Here is a 21,020-nt window from a genome sequence, read left to right as displayed (position 1 = left end):
CCGGGTGCCCACGCTGGCCCTGGTGCTCGGGTGCGGCCGCCGGAGCTCCGGCGGCCGCACCCGAGCACCAGGGCCAGCGTGGGCACCCGGTCCTGTTCTCCGCAACCCTCATTCCCGAGCTCGCCCGGGCGAGCGGCGACGCCGGGGCCCGGGAGGCCCTGTCGATCCTCGGCGACAGGCTCGTCCGGATCCCCACGGACTCCCCGGGAGTCCTCTTCGACGTGGACCGCCCCGGGGACCTGGACTCCGCTCCGGCGCCTGTAATCCCTAGCTGATCCAGTCGGCCCCGAGGCCGGTGAGGGAGACCCCCACCAGGATGACCTGGTCGCCATTACCCATGTCGACGATGACGTCCGCGCCGACCTGGGTGATGGTCCGCGACGGTCCCCCATCCAGCACCAGCCGGTCGCCCTGGACGTAGTTGAAGTCGATGATCCGGTCGATGGCCGCGCCGGCCAGGCTGTGGAAGATGTCCGCACCGGCGCCGCCGCTAATCGTGTCGTTGCCCTTGTCGCCCCAGATCCAGTCGTCACCGGCCCCGCCCATGACGGAGTCATCGCCCTGGCCGCCGCGGACCCAGTCGTTCCCGGCCCCGCCGTCGACCGTGTCATTGCCCAAATTGCCGTAGACGATGTCGAAGGCGGCATCTCCGAAGATCAGGTCGTTGTCCTTGCCGCCGACGACCCAGTCCTCGCCGTCGTTCCCGTGCAGGGTGTCATTGCCCATATTGCCGTTGATGTCGTCGAAGCCCGTGCCGCCGGACACCGAGTCGTCGCCGGCGTCGCCGCGCAGGTAGTTGGAGCCGGAGGCATCCATCAGGGTGTCGCCGCCTTCGCCGCCGAGAACCGTGTCGGATCCCGCCCCGGAGGTCAGGCGGTTGGCGAGGTTGTTTCCCGTCAGGCTGTCATTGCCGGCACCGGCGATGGCATCCTCGATGTCGGTCCCCCGGGCGATGGCCACATTGCCCCGGTAGCCGCCCACGTCCGAGAAGAAGCCCTGCCTGAGGTCGATGACCTGATCGTCGGGGTAGCCCGAGAAATCGAAGGTATCGCGCCCGCCCGCGTCCCAGACGGCCCACTGCATGACCGAGGTCGCGCTCACGGCCTCGAACCAGGACCTGCCCGCGTTGGAGTTGAAGCCGTAGACCGTATCGCCGGTCCGGGTCGACATGTTGGGGCCATACTCGGCCTGGATGGCGGCGATGTCGTCCAACAGGGGCACGGCGGAATATCCCGGCAGGGAGGCGCCCGTGTTGAAGCCGCCGAAATAGCTCATCACCGTGTATTGCCGGCTGTCTTCGAAATAGCTGGCGTCGGCGGCGTAGGTGGGCGTCCCCGTCGAGGGGTAGGTTGACGGATGGGCGAGACCCAGGGCGTGACCGATCTCGTGCACCAGGACCAGGCCGCCGTAGTTGGACGCCGCGGGTTGCTGGTTGTAGCTGAAAGAGGTGTCCACCCAGACGTCGCCGGACCGCGCAGAGAAGTCCAGGGAACCGGGATAGTAGGCGAAGGCCGCCGCGCCTTCGGGCCCATCGGTATAGTTGGCGAACAGCATCACTGCGGAGTCGGAGTAGGCGGTCTCGCCGCTCTCGCCGGAACCGACACGGAGGAACTGGATGCCGCTGACGTCAGTCCAGGCCTGCAGGGCCTTTTCAGCCTGGCGGATCTGGGCGTCGTTGAACCGGGAGAACCCGGTGGTCCCGCTGGGCATGTTGGAGGGCTCAGCTGCCCGGAAGGCGTAGCTGACGGTGAAGGGCTGGCCCATGACGCCCCAGCCGGCGTCGCCCCCGGTGAGGCGGTTGGCCACCTGGTCGAGGGTGAAGCTGGTCTTGCCGTTGGACGCTGTCCCGCCGCGCTCGTTCAGGTTGAGATAGGCGAAGGCTGGCGAGGACTCCCCTTCGCCCTGACGGACCGCGCATGCCTCGCAACCGCACAAGCTCCCATGCCCGGCCCCGTAGTCGCCTTCCCGCCAGGGACGGGGTGAGTCGAGGCCGGGGTCGTCCGGCTGGCGAAGCGAAGGTTGCACTGGACCTTACCTCCCCGGCGTCAGGTCGACCCCGAAGCCGGTACAGACTTGCGAATGATGCGCTTCTGGCGCTGCATGGGAATCTACACGATTTCGACGGGAGGCGAAGATGTCGGAAGAGGCGGTTCCGGGGGACGGCTGGGAGCACACCGGCGTAAGGGTGGTGCCGGGGGACCAGCTTGACGCCAATACGGCCCAGAGCCCTGGAATGAACCGCGCGGCGGCCATCGACTTCGCCCGGGTGGGCGCACGCAGGCTCTGGGCGGGGACCGTTCACATCCATGCTGGCGCGGGTACGGGCGCCCATCATCACGGCCCGCTGGAGAGCGTCATCTACGTTGTCCGCGGGCGCGCCCGGATGCGCTGGGGCGAACGGCTGGAGTACACTGCGGAAGCCGGGCCGGGCGACTTCATCTATGTCCCGCCCTTCGTCCCGCACCAGGAGATCAACGCCTCCTCGGACGAGGCCCTCGAGTGCGTTCTCGTGCGCAGCGACGGCGAGGCGGTGGTCGTGAACCTCGACATCGAGCCCGTCGAACCGGCGCGGGAGGTCCGCTGGATCGACCCGATCCATAGGGACTGATCATGCCAAAAGTCACCGCCAACGGCCTCGACATCCACTATGAACGCATCGGCGAGGGCCCGCGGCTGCTGTTCATTTCCGGGACCGGGGGCGACCTGAGGGTCCGACCGAACATGCTCGACGGTCCCTTTGCGCAGGCCTTCGACCTGGTGGCGTATGACCAGCGGGGTCTGGGCCAGACGGAGAAGCCCGACCGCCCCTATTCGATGGCCGACTATGCAGACGACGCGGCGGGACTGATGGACGCCCTGGGCTGGGAAGATGCCCTGGTCATCGGAGTCTCCTTCGGGGGCATGGTCGCGCAGAATCTGGTGGTGCGGCACCCGGACCGGGTGCGGCGCCTGGTTCTGGCCTGCACCTCGCCGGGAGGGGCCGGCGGCAGCTCCTTCCCCTTCCATGAGATCGGCCACCTGAAGGGCGAAGCCCGGGCCCGTCATCTTTTGCCGGTCAACGACACGCGGCTCGGCGCGGCCTGGGCCGAAGCCCACCCCGAACGCCATGCCGAGGCCATCGCCCTGTCTGCGACCGATCCCTTCGCTGGGGAGCCCGGGCGCGAGATGGGGGCCCGGCGGCAGATCGAGGCCCGGGCCGGACACGATGTCTGGGAGGCCCTGCCCGCTGTCCGCACGCCGGTGTTGGTCGCCGCCGGCCGGTTCGACGGCATCGCGCCGCCCCTAAGCCAGCTTAACCTGGCCCTTGCCCTGCGAGGATCGGCCCTGAGGTTCTTCGACGGCGGCCACATGTTCATGCTGCAGGACCGCACGGCAGTTCCGGCCATGATCGAATTCCTGCAGGAAGAGGGGGCCTAGGGATTCCCCCAGCCTTGAATCTCGGCGGAGAAAGGACCATTTGCCGGGCCTGGCCAAAGGGGCCGAGGCCCAAGGAGAACTCACATGTCTGATGCCACTGTAGACAAGACCGTCCGCGCCGCCCGCTCGGCTATCAGGTCCACCACTGAAGCCGCCAGCGACGCCGTCGACCAGGCCGAGCACAGCCTGTCCGACGCCGCCCGGCGGATCGAGAAGGCCGTCACCGAAAGCGTCGAGCAGATCCGCAATCACAGTAAGGCCTATGTCTCTGAAGCGTCGGACCATATCGATGACGCCCAGCGCTATGTCGCAGGCCGGGTTCGCGAACAGCCCATCGCCGCCACCGGGATCGCCGTTGGCATCGGGGTCCTGATCGGCCTTCTGCTGGCCGGCGGACGTAACCGTTGAGGCTTGGCCGCCTCCTCCTCACAGTCTGCGGAGCCGCCGCCATGGCGGCGGCTTCGGTCGTCTTCGTGGTGGCCCTTTCCCTGGCGCTCTTCGCCGTCCTGGAGCCCACCCTCGGGGCGGCGGGCGCTGCGGCGGCGGTGGCGGCCATCAGCCTCCTGATCCTCGTCGTCGCTGGCCTGACCCTGCTGATCTTCGCCGGATCGAAGCGCCGCGGGCCCGCTGTAGACGGTGACAGGGATGTGGGCTCAGACCTTCTGGAACTTGCCCGCCGACGGCCGATCTTCGCCCTGTTCGGGGCCTTGGCGGCGACCGCGGCGGGCGTGACCGCCCTGCGCAACCCGCGCCTGGCCGCAGGAATCTTCAGTTCGTTTATGGGACCGCGCAGGCCCCGCTGAGGCGGGGACCTAAAGCTCCAACGTCCGAAAGGCGGGGTTGCGGGTGTAGATGCCGGCCAGCCCGGGCAGGGCCAGGAGCGCGGGTGCCAGGTCGGCCTCGCCTTCGCCCTCCCCGCGCCCAAGAACCAGGAATCCGTCCTCAGCCAGGGACAGGGCGAGGTTGACGACCGCCGTGGGCCGCACATGCGCCGCCGTCTGGGGCAGTATGCCCCGGCAGACCACCAGGTCGAAGCGCATGGAACCCGGCGTGTCCGAGAACAGGTTCACGCGGCGCCATCGGATCATGTCGCGCAGGCTGGAGGAGGCCTGCCAGCCCCCCTCCACAGGCTGGAAGTGGTCGATCATCTGGCGGGCGGACAGGCCCTTCTGGATCTCGAAGTGGCTGAAGATGCCCGTCCTGGCCCGCTCGATCCCCTTCACAGACAAATCCGACGCGTAGATTTCGACCTGCAGGTCGCCGCCCATCCTCGCCGCCGCCTCCTGGGCGAGGATGGCGAGTGAATAGGGATCCTGACCTGACCCTGCCGCAGCGCACCAGATCCGCACGGGATCGTCGCCCTTGACCCCGGCGAGGTGAGGAAGAATTCGCCTGGCGACATGCTGCAGGACCTGGGGGTCCTCCATGAAGCCCCGCTCAAAGGCAGTGAGCGCCTCCACGACCGGCCAGGCCAGTCGCTCGGCCTCGCTGGTGCGAAGCGCAAGAACCAGGTCGTCGACGCTTCCATAACCTTCGCGGCGGGCAACGATGCCCAGGCGCGCAGCCGCCCTTTCCGGAACCGAGGTATCCAGCCGACGGCCGGTTCGCATCAGGCAGAGCCGGGCCACAAGTGCGAGTTCCCCCGGCTTCACGTAGCCCCCGCAAGGGAGAGTTTGCCAGCCAGTATCTCCCGGTCAAAGGGCTTCATCACGTACTCGTTGGCGCCAGAGGCCAGGGCCTGGCCGATCATTTCAGGGTCCGACTCGACACTGCAGACGATCACGCAGGGGCCGATCCCGCCGGCCAACCGCCGAAGCCGGACCAGGAATTCCAACCCGTTCATCACGGGCATTCGCCAGTCCAGCACGATGACGTCCGGCATGTCCTTCTGGCAGGCCGCCAGGGCCTGGGCACCGTCCGGCGCTTCGCGGACATGATATCCCACAGCCTCGAGAAGCCTGCGGACCATCAGCCGGACGACGGGGCTGTCGTCAGCGATAAGACAGGACTTCAAAGGCGAGCCTCCATCCACGCACGCTTACAGATCTCGGTTTAGGCCAGATTTTGGTTAAGGAGCGGTTGCCGCCTCTGCTGGCACCAGGCTCAGGCGGGAAGGGCGGCGAGGAAGTCGATAGTCCCCGGACCGGAATCCACGCGAACCGTCCCGCCGGCGTCCGTGACGAACAGGTGGACATAGTAGGCCTGGACCCAGTAGCCATGGAGGCCCTCGGCCATAGGCAAACCGGCGAGGCCATCGGAAACCTCGGCGCGCAGGCGGACCCGGGCACCCTCGGCGCGGGCCCGGATGAGGATGAAGCCTTCACGTTCCTCAGCCTGGATGCGGGCGGCGCCGCCGGTTGGCAGGGCCGCTCCGGCAAGCTGGGAGAGGTTCAACAAGGCCCTCGCAGCGGGTTTGGGGAGGGCCGGGGTCGCGACCTGCCAGTCCAGTTCGGCCCGGATGTGCCGGAACAGGCCTTCTGCGAGCCGGCCGAGTTCGCGGGAGTCGAAGACCTCGGCAGATGCCGAGGCACCGAAGGCGACCCTGCAGAAACCGAGCTGGTCCGCCAGCTTCCGGGCCGAGGCCGCGATCAGGCCCATGGCTTCCTCGCGCATGTCCTGGGCAGAGGGGTCATCCAGAAGATCCAACCCGCTGACCATGGCGCTGACCGGGCTGATGAAGTCATGGCACATGCGCGCAGCGAGATAGGCGGCGATCTCCGCAGTGCGCGGCGCGGGCGGCTCGCGGCGGGCGTCTTCCGGCAGGGTAGGGAAGGCGTCGGACATGGTGGAAAGAAACTGGCCTGATTTGCCGCTTTGGGAAACTGCCCGGCACATTTAGGAAGGCGGCCGCACAGGAGGCTCGGCCATGCTCATCCCAGACGCCCGGTTCGGAGCCCTTCTGGCCGACCTCTGCGAAGAGGCTGCAGACCTCGTCCTGCCACTCTGGAACAGCGGCCTCGCCGTGGATCGCAAGTCGGATGACAGCCCGGTCACCGAGGCGGATCGCCGCGCAGAAACCCTGATCCTTGCACGTCTGGCGGCGACAGCGCCCGGCATTACCGTGGTTTCGGAAGAGCATGCCAGCGAGTTTGGGACGCCCGGTTTGATCGGTTCCGTCTTCCTCCTTGTGGATCCCGTTGACGGCACCAAGGCCTTCGTCCGGGGCGACCCCAATTTCACGGTCAACATCGCCCTGATTGTCGACGGAGTGCCGGTGGCCGGCGCCATCAGCGCCCCGGCCACCCGGGAGACCTGGTTCACCGCTCCGGGCGGGGCCTTCAAGAGGATCGCCGGAGCCCCGGCGGCCCCGGTGGCCGTGCGGCCCTGGCGTCCGGGTGCAACGGTCGCCCTGATCAGTCACACCATGAAGCCAGAAGTCCTCCGTACACTGACGGACCGTCATGGCTTCGACTCAACCGAGGCCATGGACTCGTCGATCAAGTTCTGTCGGATCGCGGAAGGTGCCGCCGACATCTACCCGCGCCTGGGCCCGACCATGGAATGGGACATCGCCGCCGGTCACGCCATTCTCGCGGCGGCGGGGGGGCGGGTGGAGACCGAGGCCGGCCAGCCCTTCCTTTATGGGAAGGCAACAGAGGGATTCCGGAACGGGCCCTTCGTCGCCCGGGGCGGCTGAGTCGCAAAACCCGGCTACACCCGCGCGCCGATCCGTCGCATAAAGCGTTCTACACGACGGCAGGAGACCGACATGGCCCTTGATACCGGCGCTGAAGCCAAGACCTTCAGCTGGGAAGACCCCCTGGACCTCGCCTCGCGGCTTTCCGAGGATGAGCGGATGGTCTGGGAGTCCGCCAGGGCCTACGCCCGGGACAAACTCCTGCCCCGGGTGGTCTCGGCCTATGCCGAGGAACGCTTCGACCGTGAGATCATGACCGAGATGGGCGCCCTGGGCTTTCTCGGCCCGACCCTGCCCGAGGCCTATGGCTGCGCCGGAGTAAACCACGTCGCCTATGGCCTCATCGCCCGGGAGATCGAGGCGATCGACTCCGGCTACCGCTCCGCAATGAGTGTCCAGTCCTCCCTGGTCATGTATCCGATCCACGCCTTTGGCTCTGAGGCCCAGCGCCAGCGCTATCTGCCCGGCATGGCCCGGGGCGAAATCATCGGCTGCTTCGGCCTCACCGAATCCGATGGCGGATCGGACCCGGCCTCCATGCGCACCACAGCGGTTCGGACCGACGGCGGGTTCATCCTCAACGGCGCCAAGATGTGGATCACCAATTCGCCGATCGCCGACGTTGCCCTGGTCTGGGCCAAGCTCGACGGTGCCATCCGGGGCTTCCTGGTCGACCGAGGTTCGGAGGGCTTCTCGACGCCACAGATCCGGAACAAGTTGTCCCTGCGTGCCTCCATCACCGGCGAGATCGCCCTGTCGGACGTCTTCGTTTCCGAAGACCAGCTTCTGCCCGGCGTCGCTGGCCTGAGAGGGCCCTTCTCCTGCCTGAACAAGGCCCGCTACGGCATCGCCTGGGGCGCCATGGGCGCCGCCGATTTCTGCCTGCATGCCAGCCGCGACTACGTTGCGACCCGCAAGGTCTTCGGCAAGCCCCTCGCGGCCCGCCAGCTCGTCCAGAAGAAGCTGGCGGACATGCAGACCGAGATCGCCCTGGGCTTCGAGGGTGCCCTCGCCCTCGGCCGGCTGATTGACCAGGGCGCCTGGGTCCCCGAGGCCATCAGCCTGATGAAGCGCAACAACTGCGGCAAGGCCCTAGCCATCGCGAGGGAGGCCCGGGACATCCACGGCGGCAACGGGATCAGCGGCGAGTACCACGTCATGCGACACGCCTCGAACCTGGAAACCGTGAACACCTACGAGGGCGCACACGACGTCCACGCCCTGATCCTGGGCCGGGCGATCACCGGCGAGAATGCCTTCTGATCCCGTTGATTTCGGGGCGGGCGACAACCTAGTTACTGGGCGTTTAGGCGACCTGGGGGGGGAAGACATGGCGGCGGCGGAAAATACAAAGGCTGGCGAAGATACCGCAGCGGCCCCGGCTCAGCCGTCCCTGAGGATGGTGGTGGCAGCCTCGGCGGCGGGAACCACCTTCGAGTGGTACGACTTCTTCGTCTTCGGAAGCCTGACCACGGTCATCTCCAAGGTCTTCTTCACGGGCCTGCCCGAGGCCGCCGGCTATATCGCTGCCCTGGCACTTTTCGGGGCGGGCTTCTTCTTCAGGCCCATTGGTGCCCTGGTGTTCGGGCGGATCGGCGACCGGGTCGGGCGCAAGGGCGCCTTCCTGTTCACGGTCGTGCTGATGGGCGTGGCCACCGTGGCCATCGGTCTCCTGCCCACATACAGCCAGGTCGGGCTGCTCTCACCGGCGCTTCTTATTCTCATGCGGATCCTGCAGGGCTTTGCCCTGGGCGGCGAGTACGGCGGGGCCGCCATCTACGTGGCCGAGCATGCCCCCGACAATGGCCGGGGTCGGGCGACGAGCTGGGTCCAGACCTCCGCCGCCTTCGGCCTCTTCGCCGCCCTGTTCGTGATTCTCCTCACCCGCCTGGTGGTGGGCCGATATTTCGGGCCGGACGCCTTCGACGCCTGGGGCTGGCGGATACCCTTCCTGTTCTCGGCCGGCCTCCTGCTGGTGTCGATCTTCATGCGCGTGAGGCTGAACGAGAGCCCAACCTTCGCCAAGCTGAAGGAAGAGGGCGGGGCCTCGACTGCGCCCTACGCCGAGGCCTTCGGCCAGTGGAAGAACCTGAAGCTGGTCATCCTGGCCCTCTGCGCGGTGATGGCCGCCCAGGGCGGCGTCTGGTACACAACCTTCTTCTATAGCCAGACCTTCCTGGACAAGTTCCTGAAGGTCGCCCCCGAGACCATCAACCTGGTGCTGATGATCGTCACAGCGGTCAGCGCCGTCTTCTACGTGGTCTTCGGTGCCCTGTCGGACCGGGTGGGCCGCAAGCCGGTCATGCTCTTCGGCATGACCCTGATGCTGGTCGCCTACTTCCCGGGTTTCCATATGTTGGCCAAGTTCGCCAATCCCGCCCTTGCAGAGGCCCAGGCCCGCACACCTGTGGTGGTCTCCGCCGACCCCGCGGACTGCTCGCTCCAGTTCGATCCGGTGGGAAAAAAGGTCTTCGTGTCCTCCTGCGACGTGGCCCGCAGCATCCTGGCCAACGCCGGCGTCTCCTATGATAACCAGAACGCGGCACCGGGATCGCAAGCCGTGGTCAAGGTCGGCAACGTCACCGTCGCCTCCCGCTCCGCGGCGGGCCTGCCGGGCGCCGAGGTCAAGGCGGTCCGGGCCGGGGTGGAGGCCGAGGTCAAGGCGGTGCTGGCGGCGGCGGGCTATCCCGCAAAGGCCGATCCGGCGCGTTTCAACATGGCCGGTGTCCTCGGGGTGATGATGGTCTTCGTGATCGCCGCCACCGCCCTCTTCGGACCCATCGCTGCCTGCCTCGTTGAACTGTTCCCGACCCGGGTGCGCTACACGGCCATGTCCCTGCCCTATCACATCGGTACAGGCTGGATTGGTGGCTTCGTGCCCTTCTTCGCCTACGCCATCGTGATCGGCGTGGGGAATATCTATTCAGGTCTCTGGTACCCCTTTGCCTTCACCCTCCTGTCGGTAGTGACCTGCATCCTTTTCCTGCCCGAGACCCGGGGGCGCAGGCTCGACGCCTGAACCAAAGGCGTCAGCGGGCGACCGGCAGGGGAGAGATCAGCAGGCCAGCCTCCCGGTAGGGCGCGGGATCGCAGGCCAGGACCACGGTCCGACCCTCGGCGAGCCGCTGGACCACCAGACCGGGAGGGGCGTCTGCGGGCGTCGCCCGAACGGCATCCCGGCGGGCGAGGGCGGCCAGCTCTGTGTCGGCCCCTTCCCCCAGCACCAGCAGGTCGACTCCGGCAAGGACCCGGCAGGCCTTGAGGGAGACAAGGTCGGCGGGCGTGTCCGGCGGAAGGCTGAACAGCCGCCCGGGGGGCGCGGTGCCGGATTCCAGGGCCGGGAAAAGGGCGGCGTCCGCCGCAGCCTCTCCGCCGGCCTCCAGGGCTTGGGGAAGATCACCGTCGAGCAAACCGGACAGGAAGACCCTGCGATCTGCTGGATCTGGGAATCGGGCGCGCAGGACGTCCTTGCGAGCGTCGAGATAGGCGGCCAGGCGGCCCAGTCCCGGGGGAAGGCGGGTTTCGATCTCGGCGCGCAAGCGGGAGACGAGGAGGGGGGAGGCTCCGCCGGTTCCCAGCGCCACGACCACGGCGCCCCTGTCGATGATGGCCGGAACCGTGAAGTCGCAGAGGGCCGGTCGATCCATGACGTTCACGGGAACCCCGGCGGCACGGGCGGCGGCGGCGGCGGCGGCGCAGGCTGCAAGATCCGGATCCGCGACAAATCCCAGGGCCATGCCCGCCCAGGATCTCGGGTCCGCAGCATCGGACAGGTGCAGATCGACGATCTCCGCCGGGCTTGCGGACAGCAGGCGATGGCGAGCGGCCCGGCCTTCACCGGAGCCGGCCAGGCCGACCCTTCGCCCGATCAGGGGCACAAAGGCGGGGAAGACGTCCATGGTCCGGCCCCAGGGCCCCTACTTGAGGGTCTTGAGATAGTCGATCACAGCGGCGCGGTCGCCAGGGGCGGTAATGGCGACGGCCATCCGGCCGCCGGGCGCGAAGGCCTGGGGCGCGGCAAGATAGGCGTCCAGGCTGGCCTCGGTCCAGGTTCCGCCCTTGGCCTTGAGGGCTGCCGAGTAGGTGAACCCGGGGGCGCCGGCCACCTTGCGCCCGGAGACGCCGTTCAGGCTCGGTCCGGCCACGCTGCTCTGGGCACCATGGCAGGTCTTGCACTGCAGGGCGAAGAGCCGGGCACCGTCTGCGGCGTGGGCTGGCGAGGCGAGCGCGATAGCGAGGGTGGCGAGCATTGGCAGGGTCGGCAAAATGCGCATGGAGAACTCCCGGGTGCAGTCCCGCCTAACTATACAGCTGGTTCCGAACGCTGTTAAGATAAGCTACCGCATCATCCCCGAGGGAAAGCCCCAAATGGCCACAAGTCTCGAGATCAACGGCAGGACAGTCCAGGTCGAGGCCGCACCGGACACCCCGCTCCTTTGGGTTCTGCGCGAAGAGGTCGGGCTGACCGGACCCAAGTTCGGCTGCGGGATCGGACAGTGCGGCGCCTGCACGGTGCTGGCGGACGGTGCCCCGGTGCGGTCCTGCTCCCTGCCGGTCAGCGCCCTGTCGGGCATGAAGATCACGACCATCGAGGGCCTAGGCGGGACCCACCCCCTGCAGGCAGCCTGGGTCAAGCTTGATGTTCCGCAATGCGGATACTGCCAGTCGGGGCAGATCATGAGTGCAGCGGCCCTCCTGGCCTCGAACCCTCGTCCTTCGGATGCGGAGATCGATGCGGCCATGGAGGGGAATATCTGCCGCTGCGGCGCCTACCAGCGGATCCACGCCGCCATCCACGAGGCCGCCCAATCGACTACCCAAGCCACCCCCAAGTCCCGCGCCTGAGGAGATCACCATGAACTCGCATGTCGATCAGGCCGCCGCCCGAAGCGGCGCCACCCGCAGGGACCTGGTGGTCGGAACCGCCCTCGTCTCCGGTGCCCTCCTCGTGGGCTGTTCTCCTGCGGACCTGATGTCCGCCGGGGCCAAGACCGAGGTTGGAGCCTTTGGACCCTTTATCCGCATTGCCGCCGACGGCGCGGTGACGGTGGTGTCCAAGCACATCGAATTCGGCCAGGGCAGCCATGCCAGCCTCGCGGCCATCGTGGCCGAGGAGCTTGACGCCGACTGGAGCCGGGTCAGCGTCGAGCAGGCGCCCGCCAACGCCAAGCTCTATGCGAACTCCAAGATGGGGGTCCAGGGTACTGGCGGCTCGACGGCGATCGCCAACAGCTGGATGCAGCTGCGCAAGGCCGGGGCCGCCGCCCGGGCCATGTTCACAGGCGCGGCGGCCGCCGCCTGGAAGGTCCCCGAGGCCGAGATCACCGTCAAGGACGGCGTGGTCAGCCACGTCGCCAGCGGCAAGAGCGCCGGTTTTGGCGACCTCATCCAGGGTGCCGCCGCCATCACGCCGCCTGCCGAGCCCAGGCTGAAGTCGCCCGAGGCCTTTACCTTGATCGGGACCGACCGGGTCCGTCGCAAGGACTCCCTGGCCAAGAGCACCGGACAGGCCCGCTACACCCAGGACGTCCATCTCGAAGGCATGCTGACAGCCGTGGTCGCCCACGCGCCGCGCTTCGGCGCCAAGGTGAGCGGCTTTGACGCCGCCGAGGCCCGCAAGGTGGCCGGCGTTGTAGACGTGATCCAGATTCCTACTGGCGTGGCCGTCGTCGCGAAGTCGACCTGGGCGGCGATCCAGGGCCGCAATGCGCTGAAGGTGACCTGGGACGAGACCAAGGCCGAGGGCCGGGGCTCGGCCGAGCTGGAAGCCCAGTACACAGACTGGGCCGCCGGAAAGGGTACCCTGCCCGACAAGCTCAAGTGGGAGTCCTTCGAGAGCCGCGGCGACGCCGCCGCAGCCGGGGACGGCGAGGTCTTCGAGGCCACCTTCGACTTCCCCTTCCTCGCCCACGCTTCCATGGAGCCCATGAATTGCGTGGCCCAGGTAGGCGGAAAGGGCGGCACCAAGCTGACCTTCGCCTCCCAGGCGCAGACCATTGATCAGATCAACACAGCGCGTGTCGTCGGTGCCCTGCCGGGCTCCATCCAGATCGAGACCCTGTTCGCAGGCGGCTCCTTCGGGCGCCGCGCCAACTTCCAGTCAGACTACGTTGCCGAGTGCGTCCACATCGCCAAGAAGGTGGGCAAGGGAACACCGGTAAAGCTGGTCTGGACCCGTGAAGATGACATGGCCGCGGGCTACTTCCGGCCGCTGATTCACCACCGGGTCAAGGTGCGGCTCGACAAGGACGGCTTCCCCGCCGCCTGGACCCACCGCGTGGTCACCCAGTCCCTGATGAAGGGATCGCCCCTTGCCCCCAAGGGCATGGACACCTCCACGGTCGAGGGGGCCATGGGCTCGCCCTATCTCAAGGTGACGCCCGCAGTGGACTGTCAGGTCCTGATGCCCGAAGTCGGCGTACCGGTTCTGTGGTGGCGGTCCGTGGGGGCCACCCATACCGCCTTTGTCATGGAACACACCGTCGACCACCTGGCGAAGAAGGCCGGCAAGGATCCGGTCGCCTACCGCCTCGCCCTGTTCGAAAAAGCCGGTGCAGCCCGTCACATCGCGGTGCTCAAGCTCGCCGCCGAGAAGGCGGGTTGGGACAAGCCGGCGCCGGCCGGCGTGACCCGCGGCGTGGCAGTGCATGAGTGCTTCGGCTCCGTGGTCGCCCAGATCGCCGAGGTCCGGCTGGTGGACGGAAACCCGAAGGTTGGCCGCGTGGTCACCGCCATCGACTGCGGGACTGCGATCTCGCCGGACCAGATCGCCGCCCAGATGGAAGGTGGAACCTGCTTCGGCCTCTCCGCCGCCCTGCACGACGAGATGATCATTAAGGCAGGCGCAGTCGATCGGAAGAACTTCGACGCCTATCCCGTGCTCCGCCACTCCGAGGCGCCCAAGGTCGAAACCTATATCGTCGCCTCGACCAACCCCCCTTCCGGCGCGGGTGAACCCGGGGTCCCGGTGATCGCGCCTGCCGTCGCCAACGCGGTCCTGGCCGCCACGGGGACAGGCGCCTTCCGCCTGCCGATGATCCGCGCCTGACCTGCCGAGGGCAGATTTTCCGGCGTGGCGCCGCCCGCCGTCTGGTCTAGTAAGGCTCAACTCGAGCAAATGGGACCGGAGGAATCGGGGAGGCCATGCCGGAGAACGGACTTCGGGTCGCGCCCCTCGAGGCGCTGACAGCGGGCCTGCCGGTTCCCTTCGGCGGTGACCGCGTTACCTTCGTGGATGCGGGCCTCGCAGCCCGCTTCCGGCCCGGCGACCGCCTGGTCGTGGTCCAGGAGTCCGGCGAGCTTCTTCATGTGTCTGCCGAGGTCGGCGGCATCGTTGGATCCGCAGTTGCCGCAGCAGATTCGGCCTTCAGCGTTCTGTCCCACGTCCCTGACGAGGCCATAACCGCCTTCTTCGAAGCGTTTGCGCGCCGGCTGGAGGACGGGTCCGTCTGGGCGGGGGTCGCTGCCGCCAACGCCCGCGATGTCGGGTCCGCCCGTAGCCGGGGGCGTTCGACGACCCGACTCGCTGCCGGCGAGGCCATGCGCCGGGATATGATCACCGGCCTGAGGGCCTGGCGCGACAGTCCGGCGAGCCGGGGCCAGGTCCTCGAGCGGATCGACCACGGCGGCTGGAGCATCGAACAGTACAGTGCGCCTCTGGGCGTCGTGGGCTTTGTCTTCGAGGGCCGGCCTAATGTCTTCGCCGATGCTGCGGGCGTGCTCCGTACCGGCAATGCCGTCGTCTTCCGGATCGGATCTGACGCCCTGGGCACGGCCCGAGCCCTGATGGAGGGTGCCGTCCGCCCGGCCCTGGCCGAAGCCGGCCTGCCACCGGGTGCCATGAGCCTCGTGGGCTCCGCCGAGCGGTCTGCAGGCTGGGCCCTGTTCGCTGATCGCCGCCTCGCCCTGGCGGTCGCCCGGGGATCAGGCCCCGCCGTGGCCCAGCTGGGCGCCATCGCCCGGCAGACGGGGACCCCGGTCAGCCTGCATGGGACCGGTGGTGCCTGGATGATCGCCGACGCCTCCGCCGACCCGGACCGGTTCCAGGAGGTCGTTTTCCACTCCCTGGACCGGAAGGTCTGCAACACCCTCAATGTCTGCGTCATCGTCCGGCCCCGGGCGGCCGACCTGGTCCCGGGCTTCCTGGCCGCCCTCGAGGCCGCCGGACGCCGTCGGCGCGGCTTCCGGCTGCATGTGCTGGAGGGAGCCCAGGGCTACCTGCCGGGCGGGGACTGGATGCACTCGCCCGTCGAGGTGGTTCGCCCTGAGGGCCCGGCGGTGGAGCCCCGCGCCGACATCCTCGCCGAGCCGGACCTGGCGCGGGAATGGGAGTGGGAGGAGACCCCCGAGGTCACCCTCGCCGTAGTCGACGACCTGGACGCCGCCATCGGCCTCTTCAACCGATGGGCCCCGCGCCTGGTCGCCACCCTGGTCGCCGAGGATCCCGCCGCCCTCGCCCGCTTCGAGGCCGGGATCGAGGCGCCTTTCACCGGTGACGGCTTCACCCGATGGGTCGACGGCCAGTATGCCCTGAACCGGCCCGAGCTGGGCCTGTCCAACTGGGAGGGCGGCCGCCTGTTCGCCCGGGGCGGAGTGCTTGGGGGAGACGGGGTCTTCACCATCCGGACCCGCATGCGGCAGGTCGACACCGGGCTCGACCGCTCCGGGGGCGCCGCCTCTTCAGGGAGCCTCCGGGCTCGCCCGGAAGCCTGACATGTGGGCGGCAGGACAGGTGGGGCGTCGGTCTGTGGGGGGGCATCCCGGGGCCCTCCGGCCCGGCTTCGTCCTCTCGCGGGGCATGAAGGTTGGACTTTACGGCGGTAGCTTCAACCCGGCCCACGAGGGCCACGCCCACGTCGCAGAGACCGCCCGCCAACGCCTGGGTCTCGACCGGGTGATCTGGCTTGTGGCGCCCCAGAACCCCCTGAAGTCCAGCCACGAAACCCGCCCCCTCGCCCGTCGCATGGCCGGGGTCCGCGCCTTTGCCCGGGACCGGGGCATGATCGTTTCCGACGTCGAGTCTCGCATCGGGACCCGGTATACCCTGGACACGATCCTGGCCCTGAAGGCCCGCTTTCCCGGGGTCCATTTCATCTGGATCATGGGCGCTGACAGCCTGGCAGGCTTCCACCGCTGGCGCGGATGGACCCAGATCCTGCGCGCCGTGCCGGTGGCGGTCGTCTCCCGCCCCTGGATCTCGCTGAAGAGCCGTGCCGCCCCGGCGGCGCGGCGGTTTTCGGCGGCGCGTCTGCCCTTCCATCGGGCGAAGGCCCTGCCCGGCTTGGCGCCTCCCGCCTGGATCTTCCTGTACGGACCCCTCAACTTCCAGTCGTCGACTGCCCTGCGCGAGCGGATGAGCGCCGTGCGTTCACGTCAAGGCTGACCCAGGGCCCAGCCTGTGCTAATGGTTCATTCTAGCGTAACAGAACAGGAGTTCTTCCGCTGAGCCCCGACCCTGCGCCATCCGCGCAAACCGCCCCGGCCCCGGCCGCCGAGGCCGCCCTCCCGCAAGGCGTTTCCACGCTGGAGGAGCTTATCCTGAGCCGCCTGGATGACGACCAGGCCCAGGACGTCGTCTTCATCGATCTCAAAGGCAAGAGCGCCATGGCTGACGGGCTTGTGGTCGCGTCCGGCCGCTCGCATCGGCACGTGGGCGCCATTGCAGACCACCTGCTGCGCGCCCTGAAGGAGCGAGGCTACGGCCGCGCCCGGGTGGAGGGGCTGCCGCACTGCGACTGGGTGCTGATCGACGCGGGCGACGTCATCATCCACGTCTTCCGTCCCGAAGTCCGGGCCTTCTACAACATCGAGAAGATCTGGTCGGTCGAGTCCCCCGGCCATCGCACCGCGATCTGAGCGGGACGCCATCTGGACACCCGGGATCCCGTGACGCACCCTCGCGCCAGGGGGACCTCGCCATGACCTTATCCACTGAACACGACCTCCTCGACCGAAGCGCCGGCGACCTGGTCGCCGCCCTGGCCGACCGCAGGGTCGGCGCGCTGGAGCTGACCGACGCCCTGATTGCCCGGATCGAGACGCGGGACGCGGAGATCAACGCCGTCGTCGTCCGCGACTTCGACCGCGCCCGGGACGCGGCGCGCGCAGCGGACGCCCGGCTCTCCGCAGGCGATCGCCTTCCCCTTCTGGGCCTGCCCATGACCGTCAAGGAGTCCAACCAGGTGCAGGGCCTGCCCTCGACCTGGGGCAATCCGGCCTTCCGCGGCTGGGTGGCGCCCGACGATGCCACGGCGGTGGCGCGCCTGAAGGCGGCGGGGGCGATCATCCTTGGCCTGACCAATGTGCCACCCTTCCTCAGCGACTGGCAGAGCACCAACCCTGTCTATGGGCGAACCTCCAACCCCTGGGATCCGTCGCGCTCTCCCGGCGGCTCCTCAGGCGGCGCCGCCGCGGCCCTCGCTGCGGGAATGACCCCCCTCGAACTCGGCTCCGACATCGGCGGCTCGATCCGCGTTCCTGCAGCCCTCTGCGGCGTCTTCGGGCACAAGCCCACCTGGGGACTGGTCCCCACCCGGGGTCACACCCCCCCGGGGACCGACGGGGTCCCGGTTCCCCTGGCGGTCGTCGGGCCGATGGCCCGTTGCGCCGCGGACCTGGGGCGAGCGCTCGGCGTGCTGGCGGGTCCGGAGGCGGAAGACGCCGCGGGTATGGCCTTCACCCTGGCACCGCCCCGGCGGGAGACGCTGGCGGACTACAAGGTCCTGGTGCTCACTGACCACCCGCTGACCCCGACCGACAGCGAGATCGCCGGCGCCGTCGACAACCTGGCGCGGCGGCTGGAAGCACTGGGGGCATCCGTCCGCCGGGCACACGACCGGCTTCCCGACCTCACCGACCAGCATGCGATCTACCAGCGGCTCCTGAACACGGCGATCAGCCGGGGCACGCCGGGGGCGACGCCGCCGGACGCCCATGCCTACATGGACCTCCTCGACGCCCAGCTGGCCTTCCGCCGCCGCTGGGCGAGCCTGTTCGAGACCTTTGACCTGGTCCTCGCGCCGGCCTTCGGCGTCACCGCCTTCCCGCATGAGGACGGACCGGAATCCCAGGAGCGGACCCTGAAGGTCAATGGGGTCGATACGCCCTACTACGCCCAGCTGGGCTGGCCTGCGGTCGCCCTCCTGCCCAACCTGCCCGCCACGGCCCTGCCCCTCGGACTGTCCCGCCAGGGACTCCCCATGGGGGCCCAGGTGATCGGTGGCTGGATGCAGGACCTGACGACGATCCACTTCGCCGAACTTGTGGAACGCGAGTTCGGCGGATTCATCCCACCCCCCAGGTTCAGCGGTTGAAGATCGCCATTGTCGCCATCGGAAGGCTTGGACGGTCACCTGAGGCCGACCTGGTTCGCCTCTACGCCGAGCGCGCAACCGCGGCGGGACGCGCCCTGGGCCTTGGACCCGTGGAGGTGATCGAGGTCGAGGGGCGCAAGTCCGGCAAGGGCTCAGAGGCCGAGGCCCTGTCCGCCCACCTGGCCGAGAGCCGCGTCATCGCCTGCGACGAACGGGGGCGGGCGCGCAGCTCCCGGGACTTCGCCGCCGAGATCGGGCGGCTGAGAGACGACGGCGTGCGGCGGCTGGTCTTCCTGATCGGCGGGGCCGACGGTCTGGACCCGGACCTCCGGGCGCGCGCCCAGGACACCCTGGCCTTCGGGCCCCAGACCTGGCCGCACGCCCTGGCCAGGGTCATGCTGGCCGAACAGGTCTACCGGTCCGTTACCCTCCTGGCTGGAGGCCCCTACCACCGTGACTGAGCCGAACGCCCAGCGTCGACTTCACCGCCTGGCTGGTGCCGGCGCAGGACTGGCACTGGTGTTCGGGGTGGCGGCGATGGCGCTCCAGGCCCCCCGGAGAGACCAGCCCATCCGGCCGGAAGCCAGCCCCGGCCTGATCCTCTTCAACCTGCGCCTCGCAGCTCCAGACCCCATGACCGATACGGCCCAGGCGGGGCTGGATGCCGCCAGGGCCGAGCTGGCCGCAGGCCTGATGCTGTCGGAACAGCTGTCCCAGGGGCGGGCGGCGGGCGTCGACCTCCTGGCGCCGACGACGGGACCCATCCTGGAGCGCTTCGGGAGCCTGCAGGCGGGCGGCCTACGCTCACAGGGGCTGACCTTCCAGTCGCCATCCGGCGGCGCGGTCCGGGCTCCCGCCAGTGGCGATGTCCTGTTTGCCGGCACCCTTGAAGGCTGGGGCGAGGCGGTGATCCTGCAGGCCACACCCCGGGGACAGGTTGTCCTGGCCGGGCCCTTCACCGCCTCCGTCCAGACGGGCGATGCCGTACGGCAGGGCCAGGCCCTCGGCCAGGCGGCCGACCGGGGTAGCGCGGTGCGTCTCTATATCGAGCTGCGGGACCTTGGCCAGCCAATCGATCCCCAACCCTGGCTACGCTCCGAAACGCCGTGATCGAAGGTTCTGGATTCAGGCAGGAAACAGGATAAGGCTCTGTTACTAAGCGGTTCTGCCGCACTCCTGACACTCCCGCCGGTCCGGCCGTGCGGCGCAACGGGTGGTTTTATGAAGAAGTATCTCCTCGTCGGTGTCTCCACCTTCCTTCTGGGCGCCGGGGCTACGGCCTACCTGAACCAGAGCGCCTCCGCGGCTGTCGCGTCAGGAGCGGAGAGCTACCGCGTGCTGGAATTGTTCGGCGACGTGGTCCAGGCCGTGGAGGAGAACTACGTCTCCGAGGTCGAACCCCGGAAGCTGATCGAGACCGCCCTCGACGGCATGCTGACCTCGCTCGACCCACACTCGAACTACCTGACCCCCGAAGCCCTCAACGACATGCGCGACCAGACACGGGGGGAATATGGCGGGCTGGGTCTCGAGATCAGTTCCGAGGACGGGGTGGTGAAGATCATCTCGCCCATGGACGGTACGCCAGCCTTCAAGGCGGGGATCAAGGCGGGTGACTACATCACGGCGGTCAACAGTCAGTCCGTGATCGGCATGTCGGTGAGCGAAGCGGTCAAGCTCATGCGCGGCCCGCCCGGAGAAGCTGTGACCCTGTCCATCGCCCGGGAAAGGTCGGACCCGTTTGACGTCAAGATCGTCCGGGAAGTCATCAAGACCAAGTCGGTCGCCTCCCGAATGGAGGGCGACTATGGCTATCTTCGCGTGTCGGCCTTCAACGAGAAGACCACCGACGAAGCCGCTGCAGCGATCCAGGGGCTCAAGGCCGGGAACCCGGGCATGAAGGGTCTGGTCCTCGACCTGCGGAACAATCCGGGCGGTCTCCTCGACCAGGCGGTGGGAATCTCGGACCTCTTCCTCGAGAACGGCGAGATCGTGTCGCAGCGGGGGCGGAACCCCAGGGATATCGAGCGCTACAATGCCCGTCGGGGGGACCTGACCGGAGGCCTGCCCATGGTGGTCCTGATCAATTCCGGTTCGGCCTCGGCGGCGGAAATCGTCGCGGGTGCCCTGCAGGACAGAAAGCGGGCGGAACTTGTCGGCCTGACCAGCTTTGGAAAGGGCTCGGTCCAGACCCTGATCCCCCTGCGCGGTGGGGCGGACGGCGCCATCAAGCTGACCACAGCCCGGTATTACACCCCGTCGGGACGCTCGATCCAGAAGACCGGGATCGAGCCGGACCTCGAGGTGGCCCAGTCCCAGGAGGAGGCCCAGGCCATTGCCAACCGCGCCTTCCAATTCTCCGAAGCCTCCTACCGGAATGCCCTCAAGGCCGATGAAGGCAAGACCCGCGTCGCACCCCATGCACCGGCCGAAGCCCCGCCGGCAGGCTTCAACCCGCGCACGGGAGACTTCCAGCTGACCCGGGCCAAGGATGTCCTGCGCTACGGATCCGTTGCCGCAACACCCAAGCTGCCCAAGCCTACCGCTCGGATGGCCGAGGTGGTCGGTCCCCGTCCTGCGGCCGCCCCTGCAGCGGCGGCGACACCGGCTCCTGGAACACCGCCCGCCGCACCCACCAGGGGGTTGGAGACGAA

The 21,020-nt window shown here is 68.5% G+C and carries 23 protein-coding genes; 17 read left to right on the top strand and 6 right to left on the bottom strand.

Annotated features, from left to right (window positions below):
* On the top strand, positions 1-275 hold a 275-nt coding region (locus tag WCJ52_RS04145), incomplete at its 5' end, for an NTP transferase domain-containing protein (RefSeq protein WP_336902038.1).
* Here WCJ52_RS04145 and WCJ52_RS04140 read toward each other — a convergent pair.
* Positions 268-2,025, bottom strand: a complete 1,758-nt coding sequence (locus WCJ52_RS04140) for a M10 family metallopeptidase C-terminal domain-containing protein (RefSeq protein WP_336902037.1) — start codon at positions 2,023-2,025, stop codon at positions 268-270. The genes WCJ52_RS04145 and WCJ52_RS04140 overlap by 8 nt on opposite strands.
* A 109-nt stretch (positions 2,026-2,134) precedes the next feature.
* Between WCJ52_RS04140 and WCJ52_RS04135 the strand changes: the two genes are divergently transcribed.
* The 4 genes from WCJ52_RS04135 (at position 2,135) to WCJ52_RS04120 (ending at position 4,220) form a co-directional block, all read left to right on the top strand.
* Positions 2,135-2,608 (top strand): cupin domain-containing protein, encoded by a 474-nt coding sequence (locus WCJ52_RS04135; protein ID WP_336902036.1) that lies wholly within the window; start codon positions 2,135-2,137, stop codon positions 2,606-2,608.
* 2 nt (positions 2,609-2,610) lie between these two features.
* On the top strand, positions 2,611-3,417 hold the full coding sequence (locus WCJ52_RS04130) for an alpha/beta hydrolase (RefSeq protein WP_336902035.1): 807 nt from the start codon (positions 2,611-2,613) through the stop codon (positions 3,415-3,417).
* An 84-nt stretch (positions 3,418-3,501) separates the two neighbouring features.
* Positions 3,502-3,825 (top strand): hypothetical protein, encoded by a 324-nt coding sequence (locus WCJ52_RS04125; RefSeq protein WP_336902034.1) that lies wholly within the window; start codon positions 3,502-3,504, stop codon positions 3,823-3,825.
* Positions 3,826-3,866: 41 nt separating this feature from the next.
* Positions 3,867-4,220, top strand: a complete 354-nt coding sequence (locus WCJ52_RS04120) for a hypothetical protein (protein ID WP_336902033.1) — start codon at positions 3,867-3,869, stop codon at positions 4,218-4,220.
* Between the two features lie 9 nt (positions 4,221-4,229).
* On the opposite strand, the gene WCJ52_RS04115 is transcribed toward WCJ52_RS04120, so the two are convergent.
* The 3 genes from WCJ52_RS04115 to WCJ52_RS04105 all read right to left on the bottom strand — a co-directional run bounded on the left by WCJ52_RS04115 (position 4,230) and on the right by WCJ52_RS04105 (position 6,201).
* The gene (locus WCJ52_RS04115; protein ID WP_336902032.1) at positions 4,230-5,069 is read right to left on the bottom strand and encodes a CheR family methyltransferase; all 840 of its coding nucleotides are present in this window, start codon (positions 5,067-5,069) and stop codon (positions 4,230-4,232) included.
* Entirely contained in the window at positions 5,066-5,431 is a 366-nt protein-coding gene (locus WCJ52_RS04110) for a response regulator (protein WP_336902031.1), read from the bottom strand. Before WCJ52_RS04110 ends, WCJ52_RS04115 begins: the two co-directional genes overlap by 4 nt.
* Positions 5,432-5,520: 89 nt before the next feature.
* Positions 5,521-6,201, bottom strand: a complete 681-nt coding sequence (locus tag WCJ52_RS04105) for a histidine phosphotransferase family protein (protein WP_336902030.1) — start codon at positions 6,199-6,201, stop codon at positions 5,521-5,523.
* A gap of 82 nt (positions 6,202-6,283) precedes the next feature.
* On the opposite strand from WCJ52_RS04105, the gene cysQ reads away from it, so the two are divergent.
* From cysQ to WCJ52_RS04090, 3 genes are all read left to right on the top strand, one after another.
* Entirely contained in the window at positions 6,284-7,054 is a 771-nt protein-coding gene (cysQ, locus tag WCJ52_RS04100) for a 3'(2'),5'-bisphosphate nucleotidase CysQ (protein ID WP_336902029.1), read from the top strand.
* Positions 7,055-7,126: 72 nt separating this feature from the next.
* The gene (locus WCJ52_RS04095) at positions 7,127-8,317 is read left to right on the top strand and encodes an acyl-CoA dehydrogenase (RefSeq protein ID WP_336902028.1); all 1,191 of its coding nucleotides are present in this window, start codon (positions 7,127-7,129) and stop codon (positions 8,315-8,317) included.
* A 67-nt stretch (positions 8,318-8,384) separates the two neighbouring features.
* Positions 8,385-10,073: an MFS transporter gene (locus WCJ52_RS04090; RefSeq protein WP_336902027.1), complete on the top strand. Its 1,689-nt coding sequence runs from the start codon at positions 8,385-8,387 to the stop codon at positions 10,071-10,073.
* 10 nt (positions 10,074-10,083) lie between these two features.
* Here WCJ52_RS04090 and WCJ52_RS04085 read toward each other — a convergent pair whose 3' ends face one another.
* A complete protein-coding gene (locus tag WCJ52_RS04085) occupies positions 10,084-10,953 on the bottom strand; it encodes a bifunctional precorrin-2 dehydrogenase/sirohydrochlorin ferrochelatase (RefSeq protein WP_336902026.1) in 870 nt (289 codons plus the stop codon).
* An 18-nt stretch (positions 10,954-10,971) separates the two neighbouring features.
* Positions 10,972-11,328 (bottom strand): c-type cytochrome, encoded by a 357-nt coding sequence (locus tag WCJ52_RS04080; protein WP_336902025.1) that lies wholly within the window; start codon positions 11,326-11,328, stop codon positions 10,972-10,974.
* 94 nt (positions 11,329-11,422) lie between these two features.
* On the opposite strand from WCJ52_RS04080, the gene WCJ52_RS04075 reads away from it, so the two are divergent.
* The 9 genes from WCJ52_RS04075 to WCJ52_RS04035 form a co-directional block, all read left to right on the top strand.
* A complete protein-coding gene (locus WCJ52_RS04075; RefSeq protein WP_336902024.1) occupies positions 11,423-11,899 on the top strand; it encodes a (2Fe-2S)-binding protein in 477 nt (158 codons plus the stop codon).
* A 10-nt stretch (positions 11,900-11,909) separates the two neighbouring features.
* The gene (locus WCJ52_RS04070) at positions 11,910-14,102 is read left to right on the top strand and encodes a xanthine dehydrogenase family protein molybdopterin-binding subunit (RefSeq protein WP_336902023.1); all 2,193 of its coding nucleotides are present in this window, start codon (positions 11,910-11,912) and stop codon (positions 14,100-14,102) included.
* Between the two features lie 95 nt (positions 14,103-14,197).
* A complete protein-coding gene (locus WCJ52_RS04065; RefSeq protein WP_336902022.1) occupies positions 14,198-15,766 on the top strand; it encodes an aldehyde dehydrogenase family protein in 1,569 nt (522 codons plus the stop codon).
* 1 nt (position 15,767) lies between these two features.
* On the top strand, positions 15,768-16,436 hold the full coding sequence (locus WCJ52_RS04060) for a nicotinate-nucleotide adenylyltransferase (protein WP_336902021.1): 669 nt from the start codon (positions 15,768-15,770) through the stop codon (positions 16,434-16,436).
* Between the two features lie 59 nt (positions 16,437-16,495).
* Positions 16,496-16,909: a ribosome silencing factor gene (rsfS, locus tag WCJ52_RS04055; protein WP_336902039.1), complete on the top strand. Its 414-nt coding sequence runs from the start codon at positions 16,496-16,498 to the stop codon at positions 16,907-16,909.
* 62 nt (positions 16,910-16,971) lie between these two features.
* A complete protein-coding gene (locus tag WCJ52_RS04050) occupies positions 16,972-18,366 on the top strand; it encodes an amidase family protein (protein WP_336902020.1) in 1,395 nt (464 codons plus the stop codon).
* On the top strand, positions 18,363-18,827 hold the full coding sequence (gene rlmH / locus WCJ52_RS04045) for a 23S rRNA (pseudouridine(1915)-N(3))-methyltransferase RlmH (RefSeq protein WP_336902019.1): 465 nt from the start codon (positions 18,363-18,365) through the stop codon (positions 18,825-18,827). The genes WCJ52_RS04050 and rlmH overlap by 4 nt, the downstream gene beginning before the upstream one ends.
* Positions 18,820-19,476, top strand: a complete 657-nt coding sequence (locus tag WCJ52_RS04040; protein ID WP_336902018.1) for a peptidoglycan DD-metalloendopeptidase family protein — start codon at positions 18,820-18,822, stop codon at positions 19,474-19,476. Before rlmH ends, WCJ52_RS04040 begins: the two co-directional genes overlap by 8 nt.
* A gap of 111 nt (positions 19,477-19,587) precedes the next feature.
* Positions 19,588-21,020 (top strand): S41 family peptidase (locus WCJ52_RS04035; protein ID WP_336902017.1); only part of this gene is annotated, 1,433 nt, incomplete at its 3' end.

Origin of the sequence: Phenylobacterium sp. (assembly GCF_037138395.1) — a bacterium.
Taxonomy (GTDB): domain Bacteria; phylum Pseudomonadota; class Alphaproteobacteria; order Caulobacterales; family Caulobacteraceae; genus Phenylobacterium.
Note: the sequence above shows the minus strand (reverse complement) of the source record. Positions and strands in the feature narration are given on the sequence as shown.

Bases quoted from the DNA above. Each gene is read 5' to 3' on its own strand.
- cysQ (WP_336902029.1), top strand. From the start codon at position 6,284: ATGCTCATCCCAGACGCCCGGTTCGGAGCCCTTCTGGCCGACCTCTGC.
- WCJ52_RS04080 (WP_336902025.1), bottom strand. From the start codon at position 11,328: ATGCGCATTTTGCCGACCCTGCCAATGCTCGCCACCCTCGCTATCGCG.
- WCJ52_RS04065 (WP_336902022.1), top strand. From the start codon at position 14,198: ATGCCGGAGAACGGACTTCGGGTCGCGCCCCTCGAGGCGCTGACAGCG.
- WCJ52_RS04060 (WP_336902021.1), top strand. From the start codon at position 15,768: ATGTGGGCGGCAGGACAGGTGGGGCGTCGGTCTGTGGGGGGGCATCCC.
- WCJ52_RS04125 (WP_336902034.1), top strand. From the start codon at position 3,502: ATGTCTGATGCCACTGTAGACAAGACCGTCCGCGCCGCCCGCTCGGCT.
- WCJ52_RS04090 (WP_336902027.1), top strand. From the start codon at position 8,385: ATGGCGGCGGCGGAAAATACAAAGGCTGGCGAAGATACCGCAGCGGCC.
- WCJ52_RS04105 (WP_336902030.1), bottom strand. From the start codon at position 6,201: ATGTCCGACGCCTTCCCTACCCTGCCGGAAGACGCCCGCCGCGAGCCG.
- WCJ52_RS04070 (WP_336902023.1), top strand. From the start codon at position 11,910: ATGAACTCGCATGTCGATCAGGCCGCCGCCCGAAGCGGCGCCACCCGC.
- WCJ52_RS04135 (WP_336902036.1), top strand. From the start codon at position 2,135: ATGTCGGAAGAGGCGGTTCCGGGGGACGGCTGGGAGCACACCGGCGTA.
- WCJ52_RS04095 (WP_336902028.1), top strand. From the start codon at position 7,127: ATGGCCCTTGATACCGGCGCTGAAGCCAAGACCTTCAGCTGGGAAGAC.
- WCJ52_RS04130 (WP_336902035.1), top strand. From the start codon at position 2,611: ATGCCAAAAGTCACCGCCAACGGCCTCGACATCCACTATGAACGCATC.
- WCJ52_RS04050 (WP_336902020.1), top strand. From the start codon at position 16,972: ATGACCTTATCCACTGAACACGACCTCCTCGACCGAAGCGCCGGCGAC.
- WCJ52_RS04120 (WP_336902033.1), top strand. From the start codon at position 3,867: ATGGCGGCGGCTTCGGTCGTCTTCGTGGTGGCCCTTTCCCTGGCGCTC.
- WCJ52_RS04075 (WP_336902024.1), top strand. From the start codon at position 11,423: ATGGCCACAAGTCTCGAGATCAACGGCAGGACAGTCCAGGTCGAGGCC.
- WCJ52_RS04085 (WP_336902026.1), bottom strand. From the start codon at position 10,953: ATGGACGTCTTCCCCGCCTTTGTGCCCCTGATCGGGCGAAGGGTCGGC.